At 73.0% G+C, this 22,566-nt stretch carries 19 protein-coding genes; 16 read left to right on the plus strand and 3 right to left on the minus strand.

The genetic code is table 11. The features are described from left to right. Positions 1-54: 54 nt before the first annotated feature. The 7 genes from dxr (at position 55) to ACSU6M_RS25005 (ending at position 7,901) form a co-directional block, all read left to right on the plus strand. Positions 55-1,311 carry a 1-deoxy-D-xylulose-5-phosphate reductoisomerase gene (gene dxr, locus ACSU6M_RS24975; protein WP_437072450.1) on the plus strand — a complete coding sequence of 419 codons (1,257 nt, stop codon included), beginning with the start codon at positions 55-57 and terminating at the stop codon, positions 1,309-1,311. Between the two features lie 8 nt (positions 1,312-1,319). After that, complete coding sequence (locus ACSU6M_RS24980) at positions 1,320-2,612, plus strand: M50 family metallopeptidase (RefSeq protein ID WP_437075335.1); 1,293 nt, start codon at positions 1,320-1,322, stop codon at positions 2,610-2,612. Positions 2,613-2,782: 170 nt separating this feature from the next. Continuing rightward, entirely contained in the window at positions 2,783-3,940 is a 1,158-nt protein-coding gene (gene ispG / locus ACSU6M_RS24985; RefSeq protein WP_437072452.1) for a flavodoxin-dependent (E)-4-hydroxy-3-methylbut-2-enyl-diphosphate synthase, read from the plus strand. 50 nt (positions 3,941-3,990) lie between these two features. Beyond that, positions 3,991-4,560, plus strand: a complete 570-nt coding sequence (locus ACSU6M_RS24990; RefSeq protein ID WP_437072454.1) for a GNAT family N-acetyltransferase — start codon at positions 3,991-3,993, stop codon at positions 4,558-4,560. A 170-nt stretch (positions 4,561-4,730) separates the two neighbouring features. After that, positions 4,731-5,579: a GNAT family N-acetyltransferase gene (locus tag ACSU6M_RS24995; RefSeq protein WP_437072456.1), complete on the plus strand. Its 849-nt coding sequence runs from the start codon at positions 4,731-4,733 to the stop codon at positions 5,577-5,579. A 17-nt stretch (positions 5,580-5,596) separates the two neighbouring features. Further along, positions 5,597-6,127, plus strand: a complete 531-nt coding sequence (locus ACSU6M_RS25000; RefSeq protein ID WP_437072457.1) for a GNAT family N-acetyltransferase — start codon at positions 5,597-5,599, stop codon at positions 6,125-6,127. Between the two features lie 73 nt (positions 6,128-6,200). Next, a complete protein-coding gene (locus ACSU6M_RS25005) occupies positions 6,201-7,901 on the plus strand; it encodes a proline--tRNA ligase (protein ID WP_437072459.1) in 1,701 nt (566 codons plus the stop codon). Positions 7,902-8,385: 484 nt separating this feature from the next. Here the strand turns inward: ACSU6M_RS25005 and ACSU6M_RS25010 are convergent, their stop codons facing one another. From ACSU6M_RS25010 to ACSU6M_RS25020, 3 genes are read right to left on the minus strand one after another with little or no spacing between them, the layout of a single operon-like run. Beyond that, positions 8,386-9,282: an aminoglycoside phosphotransferase family protein gene (locus ACSU6M_RS25010; protein ID WP_437072460.1), complete on the minus strand. Its 897-nt coding sequence runs from the start codon at positions 9,280-9,282 to the stop codon at positions 8,386-8,388. Positions 9,283-9,308: 26 nt separating this feature from the next. Then, complete coding sequence (locus tag ACSU6M_RS25015; RefSeq protein ID WP_437072462.1) at positions 9,309-9,761, minus strand: ferritin-like domain-containing protein; 453 nt, start codon at positions 9,759-9,761, stop codon at positions 9,309-9,311. Next, complete coding sequence (locus ACSU6M_RS25020; RefSeq protein ID WP_437072463.1) at positions 9,758-10,276, minus strand: hypothetical protein; 519 nt, start codon at positions 10,274-10,276, stop codon at positions 9,758-9,760. Before ACSU6M_RS25020 ends, ACSU6M_RS25015 begins: the two co-directional genes overlap by 4 nt. A gap of 284 nt (positions 10,277-10,560) precedes the next feature. Here ACSU6M_RS25020 and rimP point away from each other — a divergent pair, with 284 nt between their 5' ends. From rimP to ACSU6M_RS25065, 9 genes are all read left to right on the plus strand, one after another. Beyond that, entirely contained in the window at positions 10,561-11,070 is a 510-nt protein-coding gene (rimP, locus tag ACSU6M_RS25025) for a ribosome maturation factor RimP (protein WP_437072465.1), read from the plus strand. 2 nt (positions 11,071-11,072) lie between these two features. Beyond that, complete coding sequence (gene nusA / locus ACSU6M_RS25030; protein WP_437072466.1) at positions 11,073-12,074, plus strand: transcription termination factor NusA; 1,002 nt, start codon at positions 11,073-11,075, stop codon at positions 12,072-12,074. Positions 12,075-12,164: 90 nt separating this feature from the next. After that, entirely contained in the window at positions 12,165-12,461 is a 297-nt protein-coding gene (locus ACSU6M_RS25035) for a YlxR family protein (protein WP_437072468.1), read from the plus strand. A 148-nt stretch (positions 12,462-12,609) separates the two neighbouring features. Then, a complete protein-coding gene (infB, locus tag ACSU6M_RS25040) occupies positions 12,610-15,663 on the plus strand; it encodes a translation initiation factor IF-2 (RefSeq protein ID WP_437072469.1) in 3,054 nt (1,017 codons plus the stop codon). 139 nt (positions 15,664-15,802) lie between these two features. Then, positions 15,803-16,096, plus strand: coding sequence for a DUF503 domain-containing protein (locus ACSU6M_RS25045; RefSeq protein WP_399652029.1), 294 nt, complete (start codon positions 15,803-15,805; stop codon positions 16,094-16,096). Between the two features lie 34 nt (positions 16,097-16,130). Further along, positions 16,131-16,583 carry a 30S ribosome-binding factor RbfA gene (rbfA, locus tag ACSU6M_RS25050; RefSeq protein WP_437072471.1) on the plus strand — a complete coding sequence of 151 codons (453 nt, stop codon included), beginning with the start codon at positions 16,131-16,133 and terminating at the stop codon, positions 16,581-16,583. Continuing rightward, positions 16,580-17,485 carry a tRNA pseudouridine(55) synthase TruB gene (truB, locus tag ACSU6M_RS25055; protein ID WP_437072473.1) on the plus strand — a complete coding sequence of 302 codons (906 nt, stop codon included), beginning with the start codon at positions 16,580-16,582 and terminating at the stop codon, positions 17,483-17,485. The genes rbfA and truB overlap by 4 nt, the downstream gene beginning before the upstream one ends. 288 nt (positions 17,486-17,773) lie before the next feature. Next, complete coding sequence (locus tag ACSU6M_RS25060; protein ID WP_437072474.1) at positions 17,774-21,448, plus strand: trypsin-like peptidase domain-containing protein; 3,675 nt, start codon at positions 17,774-17,776, stop codon at positions 21,446-21,448. Between the two features lie 129 nt (positions 21,449-21,577). Then, entirely contained in the window at positions 21,578-22,525 is a 948-nt protein-coding gene (locus tag ACSU6M_RS25065; RefSeq protein ID WP_437072476.1) for a bifunctional riboflavin kinase/FAD synthetase, read from the plus strand. Positions 22,526-22,566: the final 41 nt, after the last annotated feature.

Consider the following 22,566-nt stretch of genomic DNA (forward strand, 5'->3'; position numbering starts at 1 on the left):
CGGGGCATCACCCGTGAGCACATCCGGTGCCCGAGTACGGGAAGAATGGGGGCCATGAGCGACAGCCCTGCCCCCCTCGCCGACCCGCACCTCGTCTACGACCCCGTCGTCGGAGACGGGCCGAAGGACGTGGTGATCCTCGGGTCCACCGGCTCGATCGGCACGCAGGCCATCGACCTGGTCCTGCGCAACCCCGACCGCTTCCGGGTGACCGCCCTGTCCGCCCACGGCGGCCGGGTCGCCCTCCTCGCCGAGCAGGCCCACCGCCTGCGGGTGCGGACCGTCGCGGTGGCCCGCGAGGACGTCGTACCGGCGCTGCGCGAGGCGCTGTCCGCGCACTACGGCACGGGCGAACCGCTCCCCGAGATCCTCGCCGGACCGCAGGCGGCCACCGAGGTCGCCGCCTCCGCCTGCCACACCGTCCTCAACGGCATCACCGGCTCCATCGGCCTCGCGCCGACCCTCGCCGCCCTGGAGGCGGGCCGCACCCTGGCCCTCGCCAACAAGGAGTCGCTCATCGTCGGCGGCCCGCTGGTCAAGGAGCGCGCCAAGCCCGGCCAGATCATCCCGGTCGACTCCGAGCACGCCGCCCTCTTCCAGGCCCTGGCCGCCGGCACGCGAGCGGACGTGAGAAAGCTCGTCGTGACCGCGTCCGGCGGCCCCTTCCGCGGCCGTACCAGGGACGAACTGGCGCATGTGACGGTCGAGGACGCCCTCGCCCACCCCACCTGGGCCATGGGCCCGGTGATCACGATCAACTCCGCGACCCTGGTGAACAAGGGCCTGGAGGTCATCGAGGCGCACCTGCTCTACGACATTCCCTTCGACCGCATCGAGGTCGTCGTCCACCCCCAGTCGTATGTTCACTCGATGGTGGAATTCACGGACGGATCGACCCTGGCGCAGGCCACGCCCCCCGACATGCGCGGCCCCATCGCCATCGGCCTGGGCTGGCCCGAGCGCATCCCCGACGCCGCCCCCGCCTTCGACTGGAGCAAGGCGTCGACCTGGGAGTTCTTCCCGCTCGACGACGACGCCTTCCCGTCGGTGAACCTCGCCCGGCACGTCGGCGAGCTCGCGGGGACCGCCCCGGCGGTGTTCAATGCGGCCAACGAGGAGTGCGTGGGGGCCTTCCTGGCCGGTGCGCTGCCCTTCAACGGGATCATGGAGACCGTCACCCGGGTCGTCGAGGAGCACGGCACCCCGGAGGCGGGAACTTCGCTGACCGTGGCGGACGTCCTCGAAGCGGAGACCTGGGCACGCGCAAGGACCCGGGAACTGACGGCACAGACGGCGGAGGCCCGTGCATGACGACCCTGATGTTCATCCTCGGCATAGCGGTCTTCGCGGTCGGCCTGCTCTTCTCGATCGCGTGGCACGAGCTGGGCCACCTGTCCACGGCCAAGCTGTTCGGCATCCGCGTGCCGCAGTACATGGTCGGCTTCGGCCCGACCATCTGGTCGCGCAACAAGGGCGAGACCGAGTACGGCATCAAGGCGATCCCGTTCGGCGGCTACATCCGCATGATCGGCATGTTCCCGCCCGGCCCCGACGGCAAGCTGGAGGCCCGCTCCACCTCGCCCTGGCGCGGCATGATCGAGGACGCCCGCTCGGCCGCCTTCGAAGAGCTGAAGCCGGGTGACGAGACCCGCCTCTTCTACACGCGCAAGCCGTGGAAACGGGTCATCGTGATGTTCGCGGGCCCGTTCATGAACCTCGTCCTCGCCTTCGGACTGTTCCTCACCGTGCTGATGGGCTTCGGCATCCAGCAGCAGACCACCACCGTCAGCTCGGTCTCCCCGTGCGTCATCGCGCAGAGCGAGAAGCGCGACGAGTGCAAGAAGTCGGACGCCGCCTCCCCGGCCGCGGCCGCGGGCCTCAAGGCCGGCGACAAGATCGTCGCGTTCGACGGTGTGCGCACCGACGACTGGAACACCCTCTCCGACCGGATCCGCGAGAGCGCCGGCAAGGAGGTCGCCATCGTCGTCGACCGCAAGGGACAGCAGGTCACCCTGCACGCGAAGATCGCCACCAACCTGGTCACCAAGAAGGACTCCAGCGGCGCCTACGTCCAGGGCGAGTACGTCAAAGCGGGCTTCCTCGGCTTCAGCGCCGCCGAGGGCGTCGTCACCCTGGGCTTCGGCGACTCCATGACCTGGATGGGCGACCGCGTCGGCGACGCCGTCGACGGCCTCGTCGCCCTGCCCTCCAAGATCCCGGCCCTGTGGGACGCCGCCTTCGGCGACGGACCGCGCGAACCGGACTCCCCGATGGGCATCGTCGGCGCGGCCCGCGTCGGCGGCGAGATCGCCACCCTCGACATCCCGGCCACCCAGCAGCTCGCGATGTTCGTCTTCCTGCTGGCCGGCTTCAACCTCTCCCTGTTCCTGTTCAACATGCTCCCGCTGCTGCCCCTCGACGGCGGCCACATCGCGGGAGCCCTCTGGGAGTCGCTGCGCCGCAACACCGCCAAGGTGCTGCGCCGCCCGGACCCGGGCCCCTTCGACGTGGCGAAGCTGATGCCGGTCGCCTACGTCGTCGCCGGGATCTTCATCTGCTTCACGGTCCTGGTGCTGATCGCCGACGTGGTCAACCCGGTGCGCATCTCCTAGCCACCTCCGGTTCACGGCGGCCGGGCACCCTGGGTGCCCGGCCGCATCCCATCGGGTGGCATTACGGGCCGCGGGTGATCCGGCCGGGCCGCGTGGCGTAATCTCGAAGCCTGGAGCCCGCCGCAGATACGGGTCCGGACCTTGATCCACGACTTGGGGTTGCACAGCAGATGACTGCGATTTCTCTCGGCATGCCGTCCGTTCCGACCAAGCTCGCCGAGCGCCGCAAGAGCCGGCAGATCCAGGTCGGGTCCGTGGCGGTCGGCGGCGACGCCCCCGTGTCCGTGCAGTCGATGACGACGACCCGTACGTCCGACATCGGCGCCACCCTCCAGCAGATCGCCGAGCTGACCGCGTCCGGCTGCCAGATCGTCCGCGTCGCCTGCCCCACCCAGGACGACGCCGACGCCCTCGCGACCATCGCCAAGAAGTCCCAGATCCCGGTCATCGCCGACATCCACTTCCAGCCGAAGTACGTGTTCGCCGCGATCGAGGCCGGCTGCGCCGCGGTCCGCGTCAACCCGGGCAACATCAAGCAGTTCGACGACAAGGTCAAGGAGATCGCGCGGGCCGCCAAGGACCACGGCACCCCGATCCGCATCGGCGTCAACGCCGGCTCCCTGGACCGCCGCCTGCTCCAGAAGTACGGCAAGGCCACCCCCGAGGCCCTGGTGGAGTCCGCCCTGTGGGAGGCGTCCCTCTTCGAGGAGCACGACTTCCGGGACATCAAGATCTCGGTCAAGCACAACGACCCGGTCGTGATGATCGAGGCGTACCGCCAGCTCGCCGCCCAGTGCGACTACCCCCTGCACCTCGGCGTGACCGAGGCGGGCCCGGCCTTCCAGGGCACCATCAAGTCCGCCGTCGCCTTCGGCGCCCTGCTCTCCCAGGGCATCGGCGACACCATCCGCGTCTCCCTGTCGGCCCCGCCGGCCGAGGAGGTCAAGGTCGGCATCCAGATCCTGGAGTCCCTGAACCTCAAGCAGCGCGGCCTGGAGATCGTCTCCTGCCCGTCCTGCGGCCGCGCCCAGGTCGACGTCTACAAGCTCGCCGAAGAGGTCACCGCCGGCCTGACCGGCATGGAGGTCCCGCTCCGCGTCGCCGTGATGGGCTGCGTGGTGAACGGTCCGGGCGAGGCCCGCGAGGCCGACCTCGGCGTCGCCTCCGGCAACGGCAAGGGCCAGATCTTCGTCAAGGGCGAGGTCATCAAGACCGTCCCCGAGTCCAAGATCGTGGAGACCCTCATCGACGAGGCCATGAAGCTGGCCGAGCAGATGGAGAAGGACGGCGTCGCCTCCGGCGAGCCCTCGGTGTCGGTCGCGGGCTGAGCCCCGCTTATCCACTGGCGGCGCGCGGCCCGGGCCTGTTGGCTCACCCCATGCCCGAGCTGCGCACCGAACGCCTGATCCTCCGCCCCTGGCGGGACACCGACCTCGCCCCCTGGGCCGCCCTCAACGCCGACCCGGAGGTCAGGGAACACTTCCCCGGCCTCCTCACCCGCGCGCAGAGCGACGCCTCGGTCGCTCGTTTCCAGTCGGACCTGGAGGCGCGCGGCTGGGGCTGGTGGGCCGTGGAGGTGGCGGCCACCGGTGACTTCATCGGCTTCGCGGGCCTCGATCCGGTCGACGACGACATGCCGTTCACCGGGGTCGAGGCGGGCTGGCGCCTGGCCCGCACCGCCTGGGGCCACGGCTACGCCACCGAGGCCGCCCGCGCCGCACTGACCTTCGGCTTCGCACAGCTGGCCCTCCCGGAGATCCTCGCGATCACCACCGAGTCCAACGTCCGCTCCCGGGCCGTGATGCGCAGGCTCGGCATGACGAGGGACGAGGCGGACGACTTCGACGATCCGGGCGTGCCGCAGGGCCCGCTGCGCCGGTGTGTGGTGTACCGGGCGAGGCGGCACCCCTCGGTGCCGGCACGGGTCGTCAGCCCGTCCGGCGTCTGAGGACGAGGCCGTTCAGGCCGCAGCAGGGGTCTGGGGGCGGCAGCCCTCGGAAGCAACGGCACCCGGTCCGACCTCCCCGATCACCGCACGTCGGCCTCCACCCAACGCCACCGCCCAGCTTCCGCAGGTACAGTGCGGAGACCAGCAGAACCGAGCGTGAGGCCCCGCACGTGTTGACCCAGACCACCTCCCGGGTCCTCGAACCGAGTGACCTGGAAGCCGCCCTCGCCGTCCTCGACCGAGAACCCGTGGCGAACGCCTTCGTGACCTCCCGCGTCCGTGTAGCGGGCCTGGACCCCTGGCGTCTGGGCGGCGAGATGTGGGGCTGGTACGAGGACGGCATGCTCACGTCCCTGTGCTACGCGGGCGCCAACCTCGTCCCCATCTGCGCCACCCCGCGCGCGATCCGGGCCTTCGCCGACCGGGCGCGCCGGGCCGGCCGCCGCTGCTCCTCCATCGTCGGCCCCGCCGAGTCCACCGCCGAGCTGTGGCGTCTGCTCGAACCGCACTGGGGCCCGGCCCGCGACGTACGCCCCCACCAGCCGCTGATGGTCACCGACCGCATGCCGGCCGACGTCACCCCGGACCCGTACGTCCGGCGCGTCCGCAAGGACGAGATGGAGACGATCATGCCGGCCTGCGTCGCCATGTTCACCGAGGAGGTCGGCGTCTCCCCGCTCGCCGGCGACGGCGGCCTCCTCTACCAGGCACGCGTCGCCGAACTCGTCGGCTCGGGCCGCTCCTTCGCCCGCCTCGACGCCGACGGCAAGGTCATGTTCAAGGCCGAGATCGGCGCCGCCACCGAACACGCCTGCCAGATCCAGGGCGTCTGGGTGGCCCCCGAGTACCGGGGCAGGGGCCTGGCGGCCCCCGGCATGGCGGCGGTCCTGCGCTACGCCCTCGCGGACGTGGCCCCCGTGGTCAGCCTCTATGTCAACGACTTCAACACGGCGGCGCGGCGCACGTACCGGAAGGTGGGCTTCGACGAGGTCGGAGCGTTCATGAGCGTGCTGTTCTAGCCCTGTAGGCTCCCCGCATGGACCTCGTCATCGGCTCCCTGGACCTCCCCGCCCGCGTGGACGAGGCCCTCGCCGTCCAGGCCGTGGCCTTCGGCCTCGACGCCGACGAGGTGGCCGTACGCCGGCAGATCGTCCTGCGGCACATGAACTACCCCGGCGCGAGGGCCCTCGGCGCCACCACCGGGGGCAGGCTCGTCGGCTTCGTCTACGGCATGCCCAACGACCGCGCCCACTGGTGGTCCACCATCGTCCAGCCCTACCTGCGCGCCGAGGGCAACGACACCTGGCTCGACGACTCCTTCGTCATCACCGAACTCCACGTCCACCCGGACTACCAGAACCGCGGCATCGGCCGGACCCTGATCACCAGGATCACCGACACCGCCACCGAACCCCGCTCGATCCTCTCCGCGATCGACACGGACAGCCCCGCCCGCGGCCTCTACCACTCCCTCGGCTACGTCGACCTGGCCCGCCGGGTCCACTTCCCGAGCGCGCCGAAGCCGTACGCCGTCATGGGCGCCCTGCTGCCGCTGCGCCGCCGCTGACCGATTTCCGCAGCCCCCCACCCCCCGGCTAACCTCCTAGCCATCACCTCACACCGGCAGGAGTACGAGAACCATGGCCAACGCACCGGTCCAGCGCATGTCCCAGTTGATGGCGAAGACGCTGCGCGACGACCCGGCGGACGCCGAGGTCCTCAGCCACAAGCTCCTCGTGCGCGCCGGCTACGTCCGCCGCACCGCCGCCGGCATCTGGAGCTGGCTGCCCCTCGGCAAGAAGGTCCTCGCCAACGTCGAGCGCATCGTCCGCGAGGAGATGGACGCCATCGGCGCCCAGGAGGTCTCCCTTCCCGCGCTGCTCCCGCGCGAGCCGTACGAGGCGACGGGCCGCTGGGACGAGTACGGCGCCGAGCTGTTCCGCCTCCAGGACCGCAAGGGCGGCGACTACCTGCTCGGCCCCACCCACGAGGAGATCTTCACCCTCCTGGTCAAGGACCAGTGCTCGTCCTACAAGGACCTGCCGGTCATCCTGTACCAGATCCAGACGAAGTTCCGCGACGAGGCCCGTCCCCGCGCCGGCATCCTGCGCGGCCGCGAGTTCCTGATGAAGGACTCCTACTCCTTCGACCTGGAGGACGAGGGCCTGGCGAAGTCCTACGCCCTGCACCGCGAGGCGTACCAGCGTGTCTTCGAGCGCCTGGGCCTCGACTACCGCATCTGCGCCGCCACCGCCGGCGCGATGGGCGGCTCGAAGTCGGAGGAGTTCCTGGCCCCGGCCGAGGCCGGCGAGGACACCTTCGCCGACTGCCCGAACTGCGACTTCGCGGCGAACACCGAGGCGATCACCTACGAGCTGAAGCCGGTCGACGGCTCGGCCGTGCCCGCCGCCGAGGACATCCCCACCCCCGACACCCCGACCATCGAGACCCTGGCCGCCTCCCTCGGCGTGCCGGCCTCCGCCACGCTGAAGAACCTCCTGGTGAAGGTGGACGGCGAGATCGTCGCCGTCGGCGTGCCCGGCGACCGCGAGGTCGACATGGACAAGGTCGAGGCCCACTTCGCCCCGGCCGCCGTCGAGATGGTCACTGAGGCCGACTTCGCCGAGCGCCGCGACCTGGTCCGCGGCTACGTCGGCCCGCAGGGCCTGGAGAAGGTGAAGTACATCGCCGACCCGCGCGTGGCCCCCGGCACCGCGTGGATCACCGGCGCCAACAAGGACAACACCCACACCAAGAACGTGGTGGCGGGCCGTGACTTCGAGGTCGACGAGTACGTCGACGTCGTGGTCGTGCAGGAGGGCGACCCCTGCCCGAAGTGCGGCACCGGGCTGAAGCTGGACCGCGCCATCGAGATCGGCCACATCTTCCAGCTGGGCCGCAAGTACACCGACGCCCTCAAGCTGGACGTCCTCGGCCAGAACGGCAAGCCCGTCCGCGTCACCATGGGCTCCTACGGCATCGGCGTCTCCCGTGCCGTCGCCGCCCTCGCCGAGCAGACCGCCGACGACAAGGGCCTGTGCTGGCCCGCCGAGGTCGCCCCGGCCGACGTCCACGTCGTCGCCGCCGGCAAGGCCCTGCAGACCGAGCTGGCCCTCGACGTCTCCGACAAGCTCGCCGCGGCGGGCCTGCGGGTCCTCGTCGACGACCGGGCCGGCGTCTCCCCGGGCGTGAAGTTCACCGACTCCGAGCTGATCGGCGTCCCCAAGATCCTGGTCGCGGGCCGCCGCGCCGGCGAAGGCGTCGTCGAGCTCAAGGACCGCAGGACCGGCGAGCGCGAGGAGCTGACGGTCGAGGAGGCCGTGGCGCGCCTGACCGCCTAGGACACGAAGGTGCGGGTCCTCCGGGGTTCCCCCCGAGGGACCCGCACCTTTCCCGTCCGGGGCGGACTCGAAAACCCCCGGAACCGGCTCGCCAACGTCCGGCCCAGGCTGGTGACTGCCCCGAGCCCGGTTCGCGTACGCCGGGAGCCTGGCTCGCCGACGTCCGGCCCAGGCTGGTGACTGCCCCGAGCCCGGCTCGCGTTCCCCCGGAGCCTCGCTCGCGAACGTCCGGACCCCGGCTCGTGAACGCCCCGAGCTCAGCTCGCTGACGTCCGGCTCCGGCTGGTGACTGCCCCGAGCCTGGTTCGCGTACGCCGGGAGCCTGGCTCGCCGACGTCCGGCCCAGGCTGGTGACTGCCCCGAGCCCGGCTCGCGTTCCCCCGGAGCCTCGCTCGCGAACGTCCGGACCCCGGCTCGTGAACGCCCCGAGCCCAGCTCGCTGACGTCCGGACCCCGGCTCGCCCGGAGTCGCTGACGCTCCGGATCAGAGCCAGCTCGCGAACTCCAGCAGCAGCTCCGCGTCCTGCGGCCGTCCGACCCTGCGTGCCCGCACCCCGGACTCCACGGCCCGGAACAGGGTCCAGCCGCGCAGCCGCTCCTGGTCCACGTCCAGCGACTCCGCGAGCCGCTTGACCCGCCGCCGGGTCGTCGCGGCCCCCGACGGCTGGGCGATGAGGTCTTCCACCCGGTCCCGGACCAGCCGGGCCAGGTCGAACGCGCACTCGCCGACGACCGGATCGGGCCCCACGGCCAGCCACGGCATCCGCTCGCCCGCGAGCACCTTGGACTGCCGGAACGTGCCGTGCAGCAGCCGGTGTTCCGGCGCGTCCGCCAGCAGCTCCTCGCGCACCGCGAGCGCCGCGTCGACCAGCGGCACCAGCTCGGCGTCCGTGTCCGCGCTCGCCCGCATGGCCCGCGCCTGCCGCCCGGTCCGCTCGGCGACGGTCTCGAAGACATGCCCCTCGGGCGGCTGCACCCACAGCCTGCGCAGCGTCCCCGCGGCCTCCAGCAGCGCCTTCGCCTCCGGCAGCGACCGCACCGAGACATCGGGGTGCAGCCGCTCCAGCAGCAGCGCGCCCTGCGCCCCGCCGGCCAGCAGCTGTACGGCGCCCCGGCCACCCCAGTGCGCCAGCGCGGCGCGCTCGCTCTCCGGACGGGCCCGCGGCGGGGCCAGCTTGAGCACCGCGGGGGTGCCGTCGGCCCGCCGCACCAGCACCACCAGGCTGCTGCGACCGCCGGGCACCTGCACCCGCTCCACGGTCAACTCGTGCAGGGCGACGGCCTCCTGGAGCGTCGCGGGGAGCTTCTCCAGCCAGTCGTCACCGTCGGGCGCGCTCTCACCGAGCGCCCTGAGAAGACGCCGCGGCGGTTCGAAAGCCATGCGCGAGTTGTCCTTTCCCGTACGTGTCACCCCGTAGGCGCCGCGGCGGCCCCGAAGGACCTCTCGGCGAGCCCAGGGAAGGCTACGCTCCCGCCGCGCCACCGCACCGCCCGCACCGCGGCCTCCCGCAGCGCCTCGGCGGCCGCGGCCCGCGTCCGCCCGGCGGACGCCCGTACGAGATCGGAGTAGACCCCGGCCACGCGCTCCTCCAGTTCGGCGGCGAGCCGCCGGGCCGTGTCCGAGTCGGTCACCGGGAACGGCAGCGCGTACCCGGCCGCCGCCGCGACCGGCTCCCCGCCCAGGTCCCGCACCTCGCGCACCAGCGCGTCCCGCCGGGCCCGATGGGCGTCGTAGCCCTGCCGTGCCTCGGTGCGCCGCTCCTCGCGGATCCGCCCGCCGACGACCCCGTACCCGTACACCGCCGCGTGCTCGGCGGCCAGCGCCGCCTGGAGTGCCGTCAGCTCGTCCTTCTTGCTCATGCCCCGCCCTCCGTCTCCACCTGGGCCAGCAGATACGCGTGCGCGGCCCCCGCGGCGGCCACCGACGCCAGCAGCCGCGCCAGCTCCCCGGGCACCCCGAGCAGATCCTGGGCCCGCCGGTCGGCCAGCGCCCGCTCGGCCGCGGCCAGCCCGGCCAGCGCGTCCTTCGGGGTGGTCACCGCGGGGGGCGAGGGCGGCGCCGAGGAGGGCCGCGCGGACTTCCGTACGCCGCCGAAGGCCGCCGCGTGCCGCACGGTCTCCTCGCGCAGCGGCCCCAGCCGCTCCGCCAGCGCCGGATGGGCGGCGATCACCGCGTCGTACCGCTCGACGAGCCCCGCGCTGTCCCGAGCCGCCCGCACCCGCACCCGCTCACCGAGCGCCGGACTCCCTCCGGCGGCCTCGTTCCCGTCCTCCTCGGAACTGCACCCGGCGAGCAGGACACCTCCCGCGGCGGAGGCGAGCAGGGTCCTTCTGCGGGCCCCCGAGGGGACGCGCGGCGACGGAGAGAACGACACGGCAGTGGACCTCGGGGATTCGTACGACCGGACGTGATCACGGTACCCGCGACGACCCGGTACTCATGTCACCGGCTCAGTGAACCCACCCGGCGGCGCGGGGCCGTATCGGTGTGCGGCTCCGCCGCCTGGGCACGAGACCCCCACGACCCGCAGCCGCCCGGCGACCGGAGCCACCCCACCCGGTGGGCACCCGTGGACGGCAACACACCCCGTGACCGGATACCCTTTGACCAGACACGCGACCCACCCACAACAGCACACGCGGCCGAGGAGTCACCCGGATGAGCACCACCCAGAGCGAGAGGCTGCGAGAACTTCTGGAGCCCCTCGTCACCTCCCAGGGCCTGGACCTCGAAGAGATCGCGGTGGAATCCGTCGGACGCAAGCGTGTGCTCCGTGTGGTCGTCGACTCGGACACCGGCGCCGATCTGGACGCCGTCGCCGATGTGAGCCGCGCGCTCTCGGCGAAGCTGGACGAGACCAACGCGATGGGTGACGCGCCCTACGACCTGGAGGTCGGCACCCCCGGCGCGGAGCGCCCCCTCACCGAGCACCGTCACTTCGTGCGCGCCACCGACCGGCTCGTGAAGTTCCAGCTGGCGGAGGGCGGCGAGCTGATCGCCAGGATCCTCCAGGTGGACGACGAGGGTCTGGACGTCGAGGTCCCCGGAGTGAAGGGCCGCAAGGCCACGACGCGCCGACTCGCTTTCGCGGAGATCGCCAAGGCGCGCGTCCAGGTCGAGTTCAATCGCAAGGACAAGAAGGACATGAAGGAAGAGGAGGAGGCGTAGCCGTGGACATCGACATGAGCGCCCTGCGGGGCTTGGTCAGGGAGAAGGAGATCTCCTTCGACCTGCTGGTCGAGGCGATCGAGTCGGCCCTCCTCATCGCCTACCACCGCACCGAGGGAAGCCGCCGACACGCGCGCGTGGAGCTCAACCGGGAGACCGGGCATGTGACCGTGTGGGCGAAGGAGGACCCCGAGGACCTGGAGCCGGGCCAGGAGGCCCGCGAGTTCGACGACACCCCGTCCGGCTTCGGCCGTATCGCCGCCACCACCGCCAAGCAGGTGATCCTGCAGCGGCTGCGCGACGCCGAGGACGACGCGACGCTCGGCGAGTACGCCGGCCGCGAGGGCGACATCGTCACCGGTGTGGTCCAGCAGGGCCGCGACCCGAAGAACGTGCTGGTCGACATCGGCAAGCTGGAGGCCATCCTGCCGGTGCAGGAGCAGGTGCCGGGCGAGACCTACCCGCACGGCATGCGGCTGCGGTCGTACGTCGTCCGGGTGGCGAAGGGCGTGCGCGGTCCGTCCGTCACCCTCTCGCGCACCCACCCCAATCTGGTGAAGAAGCTCTTCGCCCTGGAGGTGCCGGAGATCGCCGACGGCTCGGTGGAGATCGCCGCCATCGCGCGGGAGGCCGGTCACCGCACCAAGATCGCCGTACGGTCCACCCGTTCGGGCCTGAACGCCAAGGGCGCCTGCATCGGCCCCATGGGCGGCCGGGTGCGCAACGTCATGGGCGAGCTGAACGGCGAGAAGATCGACATCGTCGACTGGTCGGACGACCCCGCGGAGATGGTGGCGAACGCCCTGTCCCCGGCCCGGGTCTCCAAGGTCGAGGTCGTGGACATGGCGGCCCGCTCCGCGCGGGTGACCGTGCCGGACTACCAGCTGTCCCTGGCGATCGGCAAGGAAGGGCAGAACGCCCGCCTCGCCGCCCGGCTCACCGGCTGGCGGATCGACATCCGTCCGGACACCGAGCAGCCCGCGGAGCAGACCGGCCGGGAATAGATCCCAGCCGTCTGTCGCTTAGATCACGACAACAGCCGTTCGATTCTTGCCCCAAAAGGGTGAGGTCGGCACGGGGAGGTAGACTTAACTGTGTCTGGCCGGACGCACGCCCGAGCATGCCCTGAACGCACCTGTGTGGGGTGTCGGGAACGGACGGCCAAGACAGGTCTGCTGCGCATCGTGGCGATCAAGGACGAGTGCGTCCCCGATCCACGCGGTACGCTGCCCGGCCGGGGTGCTTATGTGCACCCCGCCCTCGTCTGTCTGGACCAGGCGGTACGCCGCCGGGCGTTCACGCGGGCACTGCGCGCCCCGGGAGCGCTCGACACAAAGGCGTTGCGCCGATACGTCGAGCAGACGACAGTTGCCGAACAGGCAACACCGTAAGACGTGCCGTACGGAACCCCCCGTGCGGCCCTGGTACCTCGCGAGTCGAAAGCAGGTCGAGATTGCGATGAGCACTCGATGAGTACGCGATGAGTACGCCCATGAACTAGCGACGGTCCGGCCGCAACCCGGACCTCAAAGGAGCGAAGTGGCTAAGGTCCGGGTATACGAACTCGCCAAGGAGTTCGGTGTGGAGAGCAAGGTCGTCATGGCCAAGCTCCAGGAACTCGGTGAATTCGTCCGATCGGCATCCTCGACGATCGAGGCGCCCGTTGTACGCAAACTGACTGACGCCTTCCAGGGCGGCGGCAAGCCCGCCCCCAAGAAGGCCGCCCCCAAGCCCGCCCCCGCGCCGTCCCCGGCGCAGGCGGCACGTCCGGCTGCCCCGAAGCCGCCGGCCCCCAAGCCCGCTGCGGCCCAGCCCGCGGCCCCGGCGGCTCCGGCCGCCCAGGCGCCGGCCCCCGGCCCGCGTCCGACGCCGGGCCCGAAGCCCGCGCCGCGTCCGGCCCCCGCGGCCCCGGAGTTCACCGCTCCGCCGTCCGCCCCGGCCGCCCCCGCCGCTCAGGCTCCGGCCGCCGCCCAGGCGCCGCGTCCCGCGGCCCGTCCCGGTGCCCCGAAGCCCGGTGGCGCTCGTCCCGGCTCCGCCGGTCAGGGCCAGGCGCCCCGTCCGGGGCAGGGTGACCGCCGTCCCGGCGGCCAGGCCCCGCGTCCCGGTGGCGCCCGTCCGGCCGGTCCGCGTCCGGGCAACAACCCCTTCACCTCCGGTGGCAACGCCGGTATGGCCCGTCCGCAGGCCCCGCGTCCGCAGGGTGCCCCGCGTCCGGGTGGTCCCGGTGCCCCCGGCGCCGGTCCCCGTCCGCAGGCGCCCGGCGCCCAGGGCGGCGGTCCTCGTCCGCAGGCTCCGGGCGGCGCGCGTCCGACCCCGGGCTCGATGCCGCGTCCGCAGGGCGGTCCCCGTCCCGGTGGCGGCCCCGGCGGCCCGCGTCCCAACCCCGGCATGATGCCGCAGCGTCCCGCTGCGGGCCCGCGTCCCGGCGGCGGCCCCGGTGGCCGCGGTCCCGGTGGCGGCGGTCGTCCCGGTGGTGGCGGCGGCGGTCGTCCGGGTGGCGGCGGCTTCGCCGGCCGTCCGGGTGGCGGCGGCGGCTTCGCCGGTCGTCCCGCGGGTCCCGGTGGCGGTGGCGGCGGCTTCGGCGGCCGTCCCGGTGGTCCCGGCGGTGGCGGCGGTGGCCGTCCCGGCTTCGGCGGTCGTCCCGGTGGTCCGGGTGGCCGTGGTGGCACGCAGGGCGCCTTCGGCCGTCCCGGTGGTCCCGCGCGTCGCGGCCGCAAGTCGAAGCGGCAGAGGCGCCAGGAGTACGAGGCCATGCAGGCCCCGAGCGTCGGCGGCGTGATGCTGCCGCGCGGCAACGGCGAGACCATCCGTCTCTCCCGCGGCGCGTCGCTCACCGACTTCGCGGAGAAGATCAACGCCAACCCGGCGTCGCTCGTCGCGGTCATGATGAACCTCGGCGAGATGGTCACCGCGACCCAGTCCGTCTCCGACGAGACCCTCCAGCTCCTCGCCGACGAGATGAACTACACGGTTCAGATCGTCAGCCCCGAGGAGGAGGACCGCGAGCTGCTCGAGTCCTTCGACATCGAGTTCGGCGAGGACGAGGGCGACGAGGAGGACCTGGTGGTCCGCCCGCCGGTCGTCACCGTCATGGGTCACGTCGACCACGGAAAGACCCGACTGCTCGACGCCATCCGCAAGACCAACGTCATCGCGGGCGAGGCCGGCGGCATCACCCAGCACATCGGTGCCTACCAGGTCGCGACCCAGGTCAACGACGAAGAGCGCAAGATCACCTTCATCGACACCCCGGGTCACGAGGCGTTCACCGCCATGCGTGCCCGTGGTGCGAAGTCGACCGACATCGCGATCCTGGTCGTCGCGGCCAACGACGGCGTCATGCCGCAGACGGTCGAGGCGCTCAACCACGCCAAGGCGGCCGACGTGCCGATCGTGGTCGCGGTCAACAAGATCGACGTCGAGGGTGCCGACCCGACCAAGGTGCGCGGTCAGCTGACCGAGTACGGCCTGGTGGCCGAGGAGTACGGCGGCGACACCATGTTCGTCGACATCTCCGCCAAGCAGGGTCTGCACATCGACTCGCTGCTGGAGGCCGTGATCCTGACGGCCGACGCCTCGCTCGACCTGCGGGCCAACCCGAACCAGGACGCGCAGGGCATCTCGATCGAGTCCCGTCTCGACCGCGGCCGCGGTGCCGTGGCGACGGTCCTCGTCCAGCGAGGCACGCTGCGGGTCGGCGACACGATGGTCGTGGGCGACGCCTACGGTCGCGTGCGCGCCATGCTCGACGACAACGGCAACAACGTCGCCGAGGCCGGCCCGTCGACGCCGGTCCAGGTCCTGGGCCTGACCAACGTCCCGGGTGCGGGCGACAACTTCCTGGTGGTCGACGAGGACCGTACGGCCCGTCAGATCGCCGAGAAGCGCGCCGCCCGCGAGCGCAACGCCGCGTTCGCCAAGCGCACGCGCCGCGTGTCGCTGGAGGACCTGGACAAGGTCCTCAAGGCCGGCGAGGTCCAGCAGCTGAACCTGATCATCAAGGGTGACGCTTCCGGTTCGGTCGAGGCCCTGGAGTCCTCGCTGCTCCAGCTGGACGTCGGCGAAGAGGTCGACATCCGCGTCCTGCACCGCGGCGTCGGTGCGGTCACGGAGTCCGACATCGACCTGGCGATGGGCTCGGACGCCATCGTGATCGGCTTCAACGTCCGCGCGGCCGGCCGCGCGGCGCAGATGGCCGAGCGCGAGGGCGTGGACGTCCGGTACTACTCGGTCATCTACCAGGCGATCGAGGAGATCGAGGCGGCCCTCAAGGGCATGCTCAAGCCGGAGTACGAAGAGGTCGAGCTCGGTACGGCGGAGATCCGCGAGGTCTTCAAGTCGTCCAAGCTGGGCAACATCGCCGGTGTGCTCATCCGGTCGGGCGAGGTGCGACGCAACACCAAGGCGCGCCTCATCCGCGACGGCAAGGTGGTCGCGGAGAACCTCAACATCGAGGGCCTGCGTCGCTTCAAGGACGACGTCACCGAGATCCGCGAAGGCTTCGAGGGCGGTATCAACCTCGGCAACTTCAACGACATCAAGGTCGACGACGTCATCGCGACGTACGAGATGCGCGAGAAGCCGCGCGCGTGACCTGACACGCGACCGGGGCCGGTCGGCGGAGATTATTTCCGTCGATCGGCCCCGGCCGTTGCGTGTACGGTTCCCGTATCGGCGCCGGCACTCTGAGCCCGGCGCCCGTACCCCGAACCGGCGGGACATCCGGACACACATGTATGTGGGGACTCTGTCCTTCGATCTGCTCCTCGGCGACGTCCACTCGCTCAAGGAGAAGCGCTCCCTGGTCCGTCCCATCGTCGCCGAGCTCCAGCGCAAGTACGGAGTGAGCGCGGCGGAGACGGGCCACCAGGACCTCCACCGCAGGGCCGAGATCGGGCTCGCGCTCGTCTCGGGGGACACCGGGCACCTCAGCGACGTACTGGACCGCTGCGAGCGGCTGGTCGCCGGGCGGCCCGAGGTGGAGCTGCTCTCGGTTCGACGCAGGCTCCACAGCGACGAAGACTGAAGCAAGAAGCAAGAAACTTTAAGGAGACGGACCAGTGGCCGACAACGCGCGGGCTAAAAGGCTGGCGGACCTCATCCGAGAGGTGGTGGCCCAGAAGCTGCAGCGCGGGATCAAGGACCCGCGGCTCGGCTCGCACGTCACCATCACGGACACCCGGGTCACCGGGGACCTGCGGGAGGCGACCGTCTTCTACACCGTGTACGGGGACGAGGAGGACCGGAAGGCCGCCGCCGCCGGTCTGGAGAGCGCCAAGGGCGTGCTGCGCAGCGCGGTCGGCGCGGCGGCGGGCGTGAAGTTCACCCCGACGCTGACCTTCGTCGCCGACGCCCTGCCGGACACCGCCCGCACCATCGAGGACCTCCTCGACAAGGCGCGCCAGTCCGACGCGAAGGTCCGTGAGGTCTCGGCCGGCGCCGCGTACGCCGGTGAGGCGGACCCGTACCGCAAGCCGGGCGACGAGGACGAGACGGACGACGCCGCCGAATGACCCAGAAGCACACCACGCCCGACGGCCTCGTCATCGTCGACAAGCCGTCGGGCTTCACTTCGCACGACGTCGTCGCCAAGATGCGCGGCATCGCCCGCACCCGCCGCGTCGGCCACGCCGGCACGCTCGACCCGATGGCCACGGGCGTCCTCGTCCTCGGCGTGGAGCGGGCCACCAAGCTCCTCGGGCACCTCGCGCTGACCGAGAAGGAGTACCTGGGCACCATCCGCCTGGGCCAGACCACCGTCACCGACGACGCCGAGGGCGAGATCACGGCGTCGACCGACGCCTCGAAGGTGACCCGCGACGCCATCGACGCGGGCATCGCCAAGCTCAGCGGCGACATCATGCAGGTGCCGTCCAAGGTCAGCGCCATCAAGATCGACGGCGTGCGCTCCTACAAGCGGGCGCGCGAGGGCGAGGACTTCGAGATCCCGGCCCGCCCGGTCACCATCTCGGCCTTCACGGTGTACGACGTCCGCGACGCCGTCGCCGAGGACGGCACCGCCGTGCTGGACCTGGTCGTCTCGGTGACCTGCTCCTCCGGCACCTACATCCGCGCCCTCGCCCGCGACCTGGGCGCCGACCTCGGGGTCGGCGGCCACCTCACCGCGCTGCGCCGCACCCGCGTCGGGCCGTACAAGCTGGACGCGGCCAAGACGCTGGACCAGCTCCAGCAGGAGCTGACGGTGATGCCGATCGCCGAGGCCGCCGCGGCCGCGTTCCCGCGCTGGGACATCGACGCCCGGCGGGCCCGGCTGCTGGTCAACGGCGTCCGCCTGGAGATGCCCGACGAGTACGCGGGCTCCGGCCCCGTCGCCGTGTTCGGTCCCGAGGGCCGCCTCCTGGCGCTCGTCGAGCAGCACAAGGGCAAGGCCAAGAGCGTGGCGGTCTTCGGCTGACGCCGGACCCGCCCGCCCGTGGAGCGGCGTCACGGGGCATCCACTGCCGCCGCTCCACGGTCCCCCCTCGGTTCCCCCACCCCTAAGGGTTATCCAGCCGACCCCGTCCATTCACCCGTCCGGGCAGGCGCTCGGAGTGAACCGAGGGAGTGCAAGGGGGCGCGTTCACCACGCGATCTGTCCCCCTGATCACCGCCCGCCTACCGTCGGGGAAGAGGGCACGCGCGTGCGAGGGAGCGCGCGCCGCCGAGCCCTCACGGCACGTGCGCGAGGCGGGGAGGTTCGACCATGACGGCAGGGACCCCGCGCGCGCAGGGCGGCCAGGACGGGGGAGCGGCACGAGAGCGGGTGCCCTACGCCGGCCGGGCGCGGCCGCCGCACGACGCCGAAGGCCGTGTCCCCCACAAAACCGGCCCCCACGGCGACGAGCCGCACGCGCCCCCGCCCCCCGGCACCGCCCGCGACGACCTGCTGATCCGCATCCACGACCTGGCCGGGCGCCCCCGGGGCGTCGGGTTCCTCGCCGACCACCAGGGCACCCTCCTCACCAGCCACGAAGCCGTCGACGGCCTGCCCCGCCTGATCCTGCGGACGGCGGCGGAGCACTCCTGCGTGATCGCCGCCGACGCCGTGACACCGCTGCCCGAGCTGGACCTGGCCCTCGTCCGCACCGAGGGCCTCGGCGTGGACCCGCTGCCCGTGACGGTGCGGGACGGCGTCGAGCCGGGGACGTATGTGCGCATCGCCGCTGGATGCTGGCGCGAGGCACGGGTGCTCGGCACCACCGCCGTCACCTACACCGCGACCGACCGCTTCCACGCCCTGGACGGGGCGCTGGAGCTGGCCATCGGCACCGCGGGGCGCGACGCGCTGCGCCCGGGCGGGGGAGCGGCCGGCGGGCCCGTGCTCGACGCCGCCACCGGCACCGTGATCGGCGTGCTGGGCACCGCCCTGCAGTGCGGCCCCCGCGACGCGGGCTTCGCCGTCCCCCTGTGCCCCGCCCCCGACGGCCCCCTCGCCGACCTCCTCGCCCGCAACGCGGCGACCGTGCCCGCCTACGGCACCGACCTCAACCTCGGGGGCGTCCTCGAACTGACCGCCACCTCGGTGGGCTCCGACGGCCCGCCCGGCCTGCTCACCGACGTGACCCCCGTCGAACGGGCCGGTGTCGTCGCCGAGTTCACCGCGTTCACCGAGGGCCCGGCCGCCGTACTGGGCCTCGTCGGGGCCCCCGGCAGCGGCCGTACGACAGAACTCGCGGCCCTCGCCGCCCGCCGCCACCACGGCCCCGCACCGGCCCCCACCCTGTGGCTGCGCGGCGCCGACCTGGAGGACGCGGACGTGTCGGTGGCCGACGCGGCCCGGCGCGCCCTGAACCGCGCCGCCCGCATCCTGCGCGCCTCCGACCCCGCCCTGCCCGCCGACCTCGGCGACATCACCCCCGAGAACCTGGCCCGGCTGGCCCGCACCGCCGACCGCCCCCTGCTCCTGCTGCTCGACGGCCCGGAGGAGATGCCGCCCGTGCTCGCCCACCGCCTGCCCGAGTGGACGCGGGGCACGGCCGAGTGGCTGCGCGGGACCGGGACGCGGCTGGTGGTGGCCTGCCGGGCGGAGTACTGGGAGGAGGCGGGGGCGCGGTTCCCGCGGGAGCTGCTGTACGGGGTGGGCACCCGGCACGGCGGCCCCTGCGCGACGGGCGGGGGCGGCGGGCGCCGAACGCCCTGCGTGCACCTGGACGACCTCACCCAGGAAGAGGCCCGCCGAGCCCGCGCCCGCTACCACATCCCCGACCACGCCCTCACCGACCGGGACGCCCGCCACCCCCTCACCCTGCGCCTCCTCTCCGAGGTGCGCGCCGCACTCCCCGCCCCCCTGCCCCGCCTCGACCGCGACGACGTCCTCTCCGCCCACCTCGACCTGATGTGCCTGCGGGTGGCCGTCCGCCTCGCCGCCGAGAACGGCCTGCGCGGCACCGCGGTGCGCCGCCTCGCCGCCCGCGTCGCCGGCCAGGTCCACGAGGCCGCCCGCCGCAGCCTCGGACCCGGCCAGGGCGAGCTGGACCGGGAGTCCTTCGAGGACGTGTTCCCGTGGGGCCCCGCCCCCGCCCGCCTCGGCGGCGGCACCGGCTGGGCCTCCGCCGTCCTCACCGAGGGCCTGCTCGTCCCCGCCGGCCGCGGCTACCGCTTCGCCCACGAGGAGCTCGCCGACTGGATCCAGGGCATGCACCTCGACCTCGACGAGGCCCTGCGCGCCCTGGTCCACCGCCGCCGCACCCCGCACACCGCCCACCCCGTGCCGGTCCCGCACCACCGCATCGGCCCCGTCGTGGAGGCGCTGCTGCTCGTGGCCCGCCAGCAGGGGCCGGGCCGACTCGCGGACAAACTCACCGAGTTGGCGCACGCCCTGGACGCCGATCCGCAGTCCTGGTGGGCCGCCCGGCTGTTCGCCGAGACCCTCACCCGGGTCCCGGACGCCACCCCGTACACCCCGGTGCTGCGGCTGCTCGCCGAGACGATCGTGGACTGGCGGCGCCAAGGACGGCCGGTGCCCGGCGAGTTCGCACCCGCCTTCTGGACCGCCCTCCCGCTGACCCACGCCGACCGCCTCGACCTGCTGCGCCGCCTCGTCCTCGCCGACCCCGCCCCGCACGAGACCGGCCCCGCCCTCCACCGGACCAGCCCCCTCCCGCACGAGACCGGCCCCCTCCCGCACGAGACCGGCCCCCTCCCGCACGAGACCGGCCCCGCCCCGCACGAGACCGACCCCGCGCGCGACCGGTACCTGGACGCCGCCGCACGGCTGCTCGCCGCCGACCCCACCGCCGTACAGCCGCAGCTGACCCGCTGGTTCCACGACGAGCGGCCGCTGCCCGCGACCCCGCACGCCACCGTGGCGACGGCCGCGCAGGCGCTGCTGCACACCCACCGGCACCGCGCCCTGGACGACCTCACCGAGGCCCTGGTCGACAGCGCGCACCGGCGCGGCGACGAACTGCTCGCCGTGCTGGCCGAGGAGGAGCCGTCGGCGGTGTGCCGGGCCGTCGACCGGTGGGCGCACGACGAACGTCCCGCCCGCCGTGTCGCCGCCGTCACCTACGGCCTGCGCGCCGCACCCCACATCCGCACCGAGGCCGACCGCGAACTCCTGTCCTACGCCGCCCTCGCGCTGCTCGCCCGCCCCACCGACCGCACCCTGCACGGCGGAGCGCTCGGCCTGCTCGTCCGCGACCCCCGCACCCGCGCCCGCCACCTCCCGCAGGCGCTGCGCCACTTCACCGCGGGCGACCCCCACCTGCCGCCGAGCGCCCTGCTCGCCGCGCTCGCCACCCACCCGGAACCGGTCCTGGAGGCATTCCGGGAACGGCTGACGGAGCACAGCCCGCTGCCGGAGACCGGCGCCGCCCTGCGCGCCCTCGCCGACGTCACCACCCCCGCGCTGGCCCACCGGGTCGCCGCGCTGCTGCGGGACGTGATCGAGCGGCGCCCGGAGACCGCCGCGGACTTCGCCGCGTACGCCGACCGCCGCCTGGACCAGCACCCCGAGGCACGGGCCGTCCTGCTTCCCCTGCTCACCGGGCTGCTGGACGGCGGCCCCGAACCGGTACGGGCCCGCCTCGCCGGGGTGATCGCCGGCCCCGGCCCGCTGCGCGCCGAACTGCGCGCGTTCCTCCTCGACCGCGAGCGCGACCCGGCCGTCCTCGACGCCCTGCTGCGCGCCGCCGCCCCGCACGGCGGCGACGGCCTGCGCGATCTGGTCCACCGCGTCGGCCTCCTCCTCGTCCGCACCCCGGAGGGCGCCACCCGCTACGACCGCGCGCTGGTCGACCTCGGCCGCCATCTGCCCGGCTTCGCCGCCCGGGTCACCGGCTGGCTCGCCGACTCCCCGCAGGAGTGGTCGGCGTTGGTCGGCCCCAGCACCCGCCGCATGATCGAGAACCTTGCGGGGGCGGCGGTACCCGTGTGACCGTGTGCCGTCACGTGCGAACCGTCACAGCGCCGACGCCGATGCGGGCACCGGCCACCCGGCATGGCACCCTTAGACCTGCATAAGACAGCCGTAATGAGTCAGACACGGGTTCGAGGAGCGGTCACAGTGCAACGCTGGCGTGGCTTGGAGGACATCCCCCAGGACTGGGGGCGCAGCGTCGTCACCATCGGCTCCTACGACGGAGTCCACCGCGGTCACCAACTGATCATCAAGCACGCCGTGGACCGCGCCCGCGAGCTCGGCGTGCCCAGCGTCGTCGTCACCTTCGACCCGCACCCCTCCGAGGTCGTCCGCCCCGGCAGCCACCCGCCGCTGCTCGCCCCGCACCACCGCCGCGCCGAACTCTGCGCCGAGCTGGGTGTGGACGCGGTGTTGATCCTCCCCTTCACCACCGAGTTCTCCAAGCTGTCGCCCGCCGACTTCGTCGCCAAGGTGCTGGTCGACAAGCTGCACGCCAAGGCGGTCGTCGAGGGCCCCAACTTCCGCTTCGGCCACAAGGCCGCCGGTGACGTCGCCTTCCTCGCCGAGCAAGGGGAGACGTACGACTTCGAGGTTGAGGTCGTCGACCTGTACGTCAGCGGCGCGGCGGGCGGCGGCGAGCCATTCTCCTCGACGCTGACCCGGCGCCTGGTCGCCGAGGGCGATGTCGAGGGCGCGGCCGAGATCCTGGGCCGTCCGCACCGCGTCGAGGGTGTCGTCGTGCGCGGCGCCCAGCGCGGCCGCGAGCTGGGCTTCCCGACGGCCAACGTCGAGACCCTGCCGCACACCGCCATCCCCGCCGATGGCGTCTACGCGGGCTGGCTGCACGCCCAGGGCGAGGCGATGCCGGCAGCGATCTCCGTCGGCACCAACCCGCAGTTCGACGGCACCGAGCGCACGGTCGAGGCGTACGCCATCGACCGCGTCGGCCTCGACCTCTACGGCCTGCACGTCGCCGTCGACTTCCTCGCCTTCGTGCGCGGCCAGGCGAAGTTCGACTCGCTGGAGGGTCTGCTGGAGCAGATGGCGGCGGACGTGCAGAAGTGCCGTGAGCTGATCGCGGCGGCCGAATAGCGGTCCTACGACGCCGAAGGGCGGCCGGTGCCTCGAAGGGC

This window comes from Streptomyces sp. enrichment culture (genome assembly GCF_964272895.1).
Taxonomy (GTDB): domain Bacteria; phylum Actinomycetota; class Actinomycetes; order Streptomycetales; family Streptomycetaceae; genus Streptomyces.

Coding starts and splice junctions, on each gene's coding strand:
- ACSU6M_RS24990 (WP_437072454.1), top strand. CDS start 3,991: ATGCCCGAGCTGCGCACCGAACGCCTGATCCTCCGCCCCTGGCGGGAC.
- rimP (WP_437072465.1), top strand. CDS start 10,561: ATGAGCACCACCCAGAGCGAGAGGCTGCGAGAACTTCTGGAGCCCCTC.
- dxr (WP_437072450.1), top strand. CDS start 55: ATGAGCGACAGCCCTGCCCCCCTCGCCGACCCGCACCTCGTCTACGAC.
- ACSU6M_RS25000 (WP_437072457.1), top strand. CDS start 5,597: ATGGACCTCGTCATCGGCTCCCTGGACCTCCCCGCCCGCGTGGACGAG.
- ACSU6M_RS24980 (WP_437075335.1), top strand. CDS start 1,320: ATGTTCATCCTCGGCATAGCGGTCTTCGCGGTCGGCCTGCTCTTCTCG.
- truB (WP_437072473.1), top strand. CDS start 16,580: ATGACCCAGAAGCACACCACGCCCGACGGCCTCGTCATCGTCGACAAG.
- ispG (WP_437072452.1), top strand. CDS start 2,783: ATGACTGCGATTTCTCTCGGCATGCCGTCCGTTCCGACCAAGCTCGCC.
- ACSU6M_RS25060 (WP_437072474.1), top strand. CDS start 17,774: ATGACGGCAGGGACCCCGCGCGCGCAGGGCGGCCAGGACGGGGGAGCG.
- ACSU6M_RS25015 (WP_437072462.1), bottom strand. CDS start 9,761: ATGAGCAAGAAGGACGAGCTGACGGCACTCCAGGCGGCGCTGGCCGCC.
- ACSU6M_RS25010 (WP_437072460.1), bottom strand. CDS start 9,282: ATGGCTTTCGAACCGCCGCGGCGTCTTCTCAGGGCGCTCGGTGAGAGC.
- ACSU6M_RS25045 (WP_399652029.1), top strand. CDS start 15,803: ATGTATGTGGGGACTCTGTCCTTCGATCTGCTCCTCGGCGACGTCCAC.
- ACSU6M_RS25005 (WP_437072459.1), top strand. CDS start 6,201: ATGGCCAACGCACCGGTCCAGCGCATGTCCCAGTTGATGGCGAAGACG.